The organism is Sandarakinorhabdus sp. (genome assembly GCF_041689835.1).
Classification (GTDB): domain Bacteria; phylum Pseudomonadota; class Alphaproteobacteria; order Sphingomonadales; family Sphingomonadaceae; genus Sandarakinorhabdus.
The window spans coordinates 1-6,946 of the sequence record NZ_JBDNFM010000196.1 but is presented as its reverse complement, the minus strand read 5'-3'; the positions used below and the strand labels follow the sequence as shown (position 1 = coordinate 6,946).

At 63.4% G+C, this 6,946-nt stretch carries 9 protein-coding genes; 4 read left to right on the top strand and 5 right to left on the bottom strand.

Annotated features, from left to right (window positions below):
- Window positions 1-305: GNAT family N-acetyltransferase (locus ACESL8_RS10500; protein ID WP_372918573.1), on the top strand; the 305-nt coding region annotated here is incomplete at its 5' end.
- Window positions 306-355: 50 nt separating this feature from the next.
- Here the strand turns inward: ACESL8_RS10500 and ACESL8_RS10495 are convergent.
- The 4 genes from ACESL8_RS10495 to ACESL8_RS10480 all read right to left on the bottom strand — a co-directional run bounded on the left by ACESL8_RS10495 (window position 356) and on the right by ACESL8_RS10480 (window position 3,525).
- On the bottom strand, window positions 356-694 hold the full coding sequence (locus ACESL8_RS10495) for a hypothetical protein (RefSeq protein ID WP_372918571.1): 339 nt from the start codon (window positions 692-694) through the stop codon (window positions 356-358).
- The gene (hemB, locus tag ACESL8_RS10490; RefSeq protein ID WP_372918568.1) at window positions 691-1,686 is read right to left on the bottom strand and encodes a porphobilinogen synthase; all 996 of its coding nucleotides are present in this window, start codon (window positions 1,684-1,686) and stop codon (window positions 691-693) included. The genes ACESL8_RS10495 and hemB overlap by 4 nt, the downstream gene beginning before the upstream one ends.
- 74 nt (window positions 1,687-1,760) lie before the next feature.
- Window positions 1,761-2,636 (bottom strand): lysophospholipid acyltransferase family protein, encoded by an 876-nt coding sequence (locus ACESL8_RS10485; RefSeq protein WP_372918566.1) that lies wholly within the window; start codon window positions 2,634-2,636, stop codon window positions 1,761-1,763.
- A gap of 34 nt (window positions 2,637-2,670) precedes the next feature.
- On the bottom strand, window positions 2,671-3,525 hold the full coding sequence (locus ACESL8_RS10480; RefSeq protein WP_372918564.1) for a PEPxxWA-CTERM sorting domain-containing protein: 855 nt from the start codon (window positions 3,523-3,525) through the stop codon (window positions 2,671-2,673).
- A gap of 186 nt (window positions 3,526-3,711) precedes the next feature.
- Here ACESL8_RS10480 and murI point away from each other — a divergent pair, with 186 nt between their 5' ends.
- From murI to ACESL8_RS10465, 3 genes are read left to right on the top strand one after another with little or no spacing between them, the layout of a single operon-like run.
- On the top strand, window positions 3,712-4,503 hold the full coding sequence (gene murI / locus ACESL8_RS10475) for a glutamate racemase (protein ID WP_372918562.1): 792 nt from the start codon (window positions 3,712-3,714) through the stop codon (window positions 4,501-4,503).
- A 7-nt stretch (window positions 4,504-4,510) separates the two neighbouring features.
- Complete coding sequence (locus tag ACESL8_RS10470) at window positions 4,511-4,978, top strand: PaaI family thioesterase (protein ID WP_372918560.1); 468 nt, start codon at window positions 4,511-4,513, stop codon at window positions 4,976-4,978.
- A complete protein-coding gene (locus ACESL8_RS10465) occupies window positions 4,975-6,015 on the top strand; it encodes an enoyl-CoA hydratase/isomerase family protein (protein ID WP_372918558.1) in 1,041 nt (346 codons plus the stop codon). Before ACESL8_RS10470 ends, ACESL8_RS10465 begins: the two co-directional genes overlap by 4 nt.
- Before the next feature lie 46 nt (window positions 6,016-6,061).
- Here ACESL8_RS10465 and ACESL8_RS10460 read toward each other — a convergent pair whose 3' ends face one another.
- Window positions 6,062-6,928 carry an OmpA family protein gene (locus ACESL8_RS10460; RefSeq protein ID WP_372918556.1) on the bottom strand — a complete coding sequence of 289 codons (867 nt, stop codon included), beginning with the start codon at window positions 6,926-6,928 and terminating at the stop codon, window positions 6,062-6,064.
- Between the last annotated feature and the right edge of the window lie 18 nt (window positions 6,929-6,946).

The window sequence follows — 6,946 nt, the reverse complement described above, 5'->3', positions numbered from 1 at the left end:
CGGGCACCGGCGCCACCGTCGGCCTATGCGGTTTCAAGGCGGCACCCGATGCCGCTGGCGCCGCCGAAATCGCCTATGGCAGCTTCCCGCGGCTGGAAGGGCGCGGCGTCGCCACCGCCATGGCCGCAGGGCTGATCGAGATTGCTGCCCGTCACGGCGCGCTGGCAGTAACCGCCCATACCCTGCTGCCCGATAATGCCTCGGCCACGGTTTTGCGCCGCAACGGCTTCAGCCTGCTCGGCACCGTGATCGACCACGAAGACGGCGAAGTATGGGCCTGGTGTCTTCGGTTAGGGCAATTGTGATCATTGACGCGTTTGGCGCACTTCCAATGATCAAGATGCGCTGATTGAGATCAGGTCAACTTCTGCATTGAATCAAGTCGCATACGTCTTTCGCCGCTGCTATCACGCAATATGTAATCAACGCCAGCCTTTAATTCTTCATCAAAAATGTAAAAATTCCCTCTCGTTTCAGAAGATGAAGGAGTTCCGCAATCTCTTCCATAATCCAATTCAGAATTGACTGACGAAAATGAAAATGGATATAATTCATTATTTACATTGTTTACTCCAAAATATTGATATCGATTGACATAAAAATTTCGCCCTAAGAGCAGGTCTATTGTTACAGTGATTTTAAGTTGATAATTTGTACGCGTCAAAAACACATCGAACCCATTCCGACATTTCACGCCCCCAGCAGCCGCGCCGCCAATGGCGCGTGATAGGTCAAAACGCCTGAACACCCCGCACGGCGGAAGCTCATCAGCGCTTCGAGCACGCCGCGATCGCGGTCCAGCACGCCGGCGGCAATCGCGGCTTCGAGCATCGCATATTCGCCGCTCACCTGGTAGGCAAACACCGGCACATCGAAGGCGTCGCGGATGGCGCGAATGATGTCCAGATACGGCATCCCGGGCTTCACCATTACCGAATCCGCACCTTCGGCAATGTCCATCGCGACTTCGCGGATGGCTTCGCGGGCGTTGGCCGGGTCCATCTGATAGGTTTTCTTGTCGCCCTTGAGCACGCCGCCGCTGCCAACCGCATCGCGGTACGGGCCATAGAAAGCGGAGGCGTATTTGGCCGAATACGCCATGATCTGAGTGTTGTGGAACCCATCGCCTTCCAGCCCCGCGCGGATCGCCGCCACCCGCCCATCCATCATGTCGGACGGGGCGATGATATCGCAGCCAGCGCGCGCCTGGTTGAGCGACTGGCCAACCAGCATCTCCACCGTGGCATCGTTCAAAATCTCACCAGCGTCCGACATCAGGCCGTCGTGGCCGTGACTGGTGTACAGATCGAGCGCGACATCGGTGAGCACGCCGATTTCGGGCGCTGCATCCTTGATGGCGCGGATGGCACGGCAAATCAGGTTGTCGGGGTTGAGCGCTTCGTGCGCATCATCGCTGCGCTTGTCCGGGCTGGTGTGCGGGAACAGTGCGACCGCGGGTATCCCCAGTCTTGCGGCTTCCTTGGCGGCCTTGGCCAACCGGTCAACGCTGAGCCGCGACACGCCGGGCATGGTGCGCACCGGCGTTTCCACATCATGGCCTTCGGTGGGGAACAGCGGCCAGATCAGATTGGCCGGGCTGAGCGACGTTTCGCGGTGCAGATCGCGGCTCCATGCAGTCATGCGCGAGCGGCGGAGGCGGGCGGCGGGGTATGCAGCGTGTGTCATGATCGTGGATTACCGCGCCGGCCAGCACCTGTCACGCGGGGAGAGCGCCCGGCCATTGACGGCAGCGCGATTGATCACGCCACTGGACGTCCGCCCAGCGTTTCCGACAATTTCGCCGCGATCGCTGCTCGTGCCCGCGCCGAAAGCGCCTTGCGGTCCGGTGTTTCAGCGGGGCTGAACGGTTCGAGGAAATGCACGCGGGCTTCCCAGGTGCCGCGCCGCGCCAGCAGCCGCCAGGCGTTGGCAGCGCCGGTTTCCATGCCAACCCACGCCAGATTGCGGCCGGCTTCGTCAGGGTCGATCACCACTGGCTGGATGGCGGCGCCGGGCGGGGGCGGAACCAGCATGGCAAACAACGGCGCCTTGAACGGCAGCAGGCGGCGGCCGTCACCGCAACTGCCTTCGGGGAACAGCGCGAGGCGGGAGCGGGCGGCGAACTGGGTGCGCATGGCGGCGATCTGGCGGCCCACGCCCATGCGGTCGGCGCGGTTGACGAAGATCGTGTCGTTGATGCGGCACAGGAAGGCCAGGCCAGGCCAGATGGCGATGCCGTCTTGCGCGACGAATGTCGTGCCGGTCTGCCCGCCCAGAATCAGTGCGTCGGTCCAGCTCAGGTGGTTGGCAATGAAAAACACGTCTCGGCCCACTGGCTGGCCGATACTGCGCACTTTTATGCCGCAGGCGCGCGCGCTCCAGGCCATGAAGCGGTGGGCCCACGGCGAGGCCAGGCCAAGCCGCCGGCAGGCCAGGTGCAGCGGCGCACAGATGGCCGTGATAGCCAAAAGCCAGATGCAGCGTGCCGCCACCCGCCGTCCGCCACCAGCATCTGCCGCCACCGCGCGCGCGCCGCCGGCCAGCGCCGCGATCAGCCCCGGCACCCGCGGGGCGACGAATGCGCTGGAATCCGGCAGCGGCGGCGGCCAGTGTTCGGTTGGATTGGTTTGTGCCATGCAAGCTGCATAGCCGCAGGCTGCGGCCGAAAGGTCAAGCCCCGATGCGGCGGCTTTTGCGCATCCGGCGGCGGCGGGCGGCAGCGCCGGCAAGTGCAAAACCGGCCAGCATCTGGGCCCAGCTTGCCGGTTCGGGCACTGCTTCACCGCTCATGAACTCGGTCAGCGACTGGCCAACGGTGATGGTGCCGGACAGACTGCGGCCATCGAGGAGATAGTTGGTGAAATTGATGCCGATGGCGTTGGTGATCAACACGCGCGTATTGTCGAAATTGCTGGCGAATTGCTGATTGAGCGTCACCTTCAGTCCGTTCTGATTGTAGACGACGAAATTGGCCGCGACCTGGGCGTTGCTGCCCAGCGACAGGACAGGCGCGCCAAGCACGCTGAGATCGAGGCCCGAAAAGATCGACTGGCCCGAAAGGGTGGTGGCCAGGCCCACCTTGCTGACGCTGGTGAGCGACTGCACCTGGCTGGCCGTGAGATCGAGCACGCTGGTGACCGGCCCGCCATTGCTGGTGAACAGGCTGATGGCCAGATTGCTGAGCTGCGAACTGGCGCTGCCGCTGGTGGTGTCGAGAGGGGTGGTGCCGTTGGCGCTGGCTGCCGTGGCGATGGCGCCGCTGTTCAGATCGAGCGTGGCGGTGACGCCCGACACGGTGCCCAGCCCGACGCTGGCCGCCAATGATGCCGCGTTGCCATTCAGGGTGTAGCCCGGCGCGGTGCGCCCGGTGACGCTGGCGATCGGCCCGACCAGGGTGAGCGGCTGGCCGACCACGCGCACGTTGCTGAACAGGCCGCGGCCCGTGGTGGAAATCTCTACCGTGGCCTGCGCGGCGCTGGCCAAGCCGAAAACGGCAGCAGCGCCAATGATGACATGCCTGAACATCGCGTGTGATCCCTTGTGTTCCGCCCGCCGGAATGGAAAATCCGTGAGCCAGCCACCCTGTTGACGGCCATGTCCCGGAAAATTGCAGGCATCAGTCGCCACTTCATCGTTTGTTGAGGACGAATAGCGGCTGGCGGGCGCTTTGCCTTTTGCCGCCGGCCATGACATGAGCCAAATTGGGCAAGGATGGAGGCCGCCATCACTCATATCTTGATGCTTGATTCCGGCGTGGGCGGCCTTTCGGTGCTTGATGATGTGCGTGAGCGCCTGCCCGCCGTCGATATCAGTTATATCGCGGATAATGCAGGCTTTCCTTACGGCACCAAGACCGAGATGGAGGTCGCCACACGGGTGTGTGCGCTGCTCGGCCGGCTGACGGAGCGGCTAAAACCCGATCTGCTGGTCATCGCCTGCAACACCGCATCGACCATCGCTTTGGCCCACGCCCGCGCCGTGCTGGATGTGCCGGTGGTGGGCACGGTGCCGGCGATCAAGCCTGCCGCCGAACGCTCGCGCAGCCGGGTGATCGGCGTGCTCGGCACGCAGGCCACTGTGCGCCAGCCCTATGTGGCGCGGTTGTCTGCCGATCATGCCGCCGATTGCACAGTGCTGCTGCACGGCTCGGCGCGGCTGGTGGAACTGGCGGAAGCGCACGTGCACGGGCTGGCGGTGACTGCTGCCGATGTCGCCCCCGAACTGGCCGGGCTGATCGGCCAGCCGGGCGGCAAACGTATCGATCAGGTCGTGCTGGCCTGCACGCATTTCCCCTTGCTGCTACCCCAGTTGCAGGCGGCCGCGCCGGCAGGGACGGGTTTCGTCGATGGCGGTCCCGGCATTGCCCGGCGGGTGGCCACTTTGCTGGGCGCACGCGGGCTTGAGGGCCAGGGCTTGGGCCGCGCGCTGTTCACACGGCAGGACGAACAGGTTGACGCCCTCGCTGCGGCGCTGCACCGCTATGGTCTGAAAATCGGTAGATGAGGCGGCAATGGCCCTGAACGACGAAGACCTGAAAGCCCGGATGAACCGCTTCGTGCCGCCGACGGCTGCGATTCTGGGCCAGGAGATATTGGAAATCGACAGCGCTGCCGGCCGGGTGAAGATGAAGTTCCAGCCCATCGACGCCTGCCGCAACCCGATGGGGAACATTCAGGGCGGCATCGTGGTTGCCATGCTTGATGACGCTGCTGCATTTGCCGCCATCGTGAAATCAGGCAAGCGTATCGGTATCCCCACCATCGAACTGAAAACCAGCTTTTTCGCCCCCGCCCGTGCCGGCGTGCCGCTGTTTGCCGAAGGCCGCTGCATCAAGCTCGGCAAGCGTGTTGCCTTCATGGAAGCCGATCTGTTCGACGAAGCCGGCACGCTGCTGGCACGGCTCACCACATCGGCAATTCCGGTGGAACTTCCGGATTCCAGCAACTTGGTAGCCAGAGAACCAGAGAGAAGCGCATGACCACTGAACCTGAGGTGCTGATCGAACGCCGCGGACACGCGCTGTGGATCACGCTCAACCGCGTGGCCGCGCTCAACGCGCTCAACCATCCGATGGCAGTGACCATCCACCGCGCTGTGATCGACGCGATGGGCGACACGGGCGTGCAGCATATCGTGATCGAAGGTGCCGGCGATCGCGCCTTTTGCGCCGGCGGCGATGTCGCGCTGCTGGGCCGCGAGGGCCGGGAAGACCGAACGCTGTGGGAAACATTCTTCCACGACGAATATCGCATGAACCAGGCCATCGCCCGCTGCGGCAAGCCGTGGGTGGCGCTGATCGACGGCATCACCATGGGCGGCGGTGTCGGCCTTTCCATCCACGGCCCCTACAGCATCGCCACCGAACGCACATTGTTTGCCATGCCCGAAACCGGCATCGGCCTCATCCCCGATGTCGGCGGCACCCATGCGCTGGCGAAACTTCAGGGCGAAATTGGTGCCTGGCTGGCCCTTACGGGCGCGCGGTTGAAGGCGGCGGATTTGCGCTATTGCGGCATCGCCACGCATTATGTGCAGTCTGCCCACCTGCCGACGCTGTGTGACTTGCTCGCCGCCAGCCACGAGCCGCTGCCCGACGTGCTGGCGACGTTCGACGAGGATGCCGGCGAGGCCCCGATGGCTGCCTACCGCGACGCCATCGATTATCATTTCGGGCATGACCGGATGGAAGATATCATGGCCAGCCTTGATGCCGGCGACGACTGGGCACAGGCCCAAGCGGCCACAATCCGCCGCATGTCACCAATCAGCTGCAAGCTCAGCCTAGCCGGCCTGCGCGCCGCGCGCGGTGTGGAGATCGAAGACGCGCTGATCAATGAATATCGGATCGTCTGCGAAATCCGCAATGGCCACGATTTTTTCGAGGGCATTCGTGCCCAGTTGATCGACAAGGATCGCAACCCCAAATGGCAGCCCGCCACGCTGGACGCTATCAGCGATGACGATGTCGCACGACATTTCGAAGTGCCCGAGACCGGCGACCTGACGTTCGAATAGCCGAGATGCCGCCTCCCCCGCCGCGCGGCGGGGGAGGCGGATCCGATCAAAATCCGTCTACCGCCTTGCTGACCAGCACGTTCACGGCCACGCGGCGATTCTGCGCCTTGCCTTCTTCGGTGCCATTGTCTGCCGCCGGATCAAATTCGGCCATGCCGCTGGGCGTGAGCGTGCGGAACGGTTTCCAGCGGCACACCTGTTGCAGATGCGCCATCACCCGGCTCGCGCGCTTTTCGCTGAGTTCCTGATTAAAATCGTCGTCGCCCACCGAATCGGTATAGCCAACCACCAGCAACAGAGCATTGGGGGTCTTTTCCGCCGTGGCGGCGGCATTGCACAGTTCGGCCTTGGCCTGATCCGAAATCAGCCATTTACCGGTATCGAAATAGACGTTGGTCGTGCCTTTCACATTGTAATTGTCGATATCGGCAACCCGGCTGCGCAGCGCCTGGGTTGCTGCGCTTTGTTCTTCGAAGCCTTGCGCCGTGCCGGTGCGGATCATGTTCGCGGTCTTGAAATCGTTGCTGCGGAAAATGATCTGGCTGGCCACCAGTGCGTCGCCGGCTTGCAGTGTCTTCACCGTTACCGGCAGGCCGTTGAGCAGTGAGCTGACCGAGAAATTGCCGCGCCCTCCGAACAGGCCGCTCTTGCCCTTCACTTGGGTGGCGTCGTCGATGGTGATGATGGTCTTGGCGCCGTCTTCGGTGGTCACCTGCATCCGGTCACCACTGCGGGCCGTGATGATGCCCTTGATCTCCGGCCCCGGCTGGGGGCGCAGGCCCGTCACCGTCTGCTGCCCCGGCTGGGTAGCGGCAGCGGGCGGCATGGTGGGTACGTCTTGTGCGGCCAACGGCGCTGCGGCGACCAAGGCCAGAAAACTGGCCGCTGTGGCCCTTTTCATGGTGATGTTCATAGGTTCAATCCCTAGTTT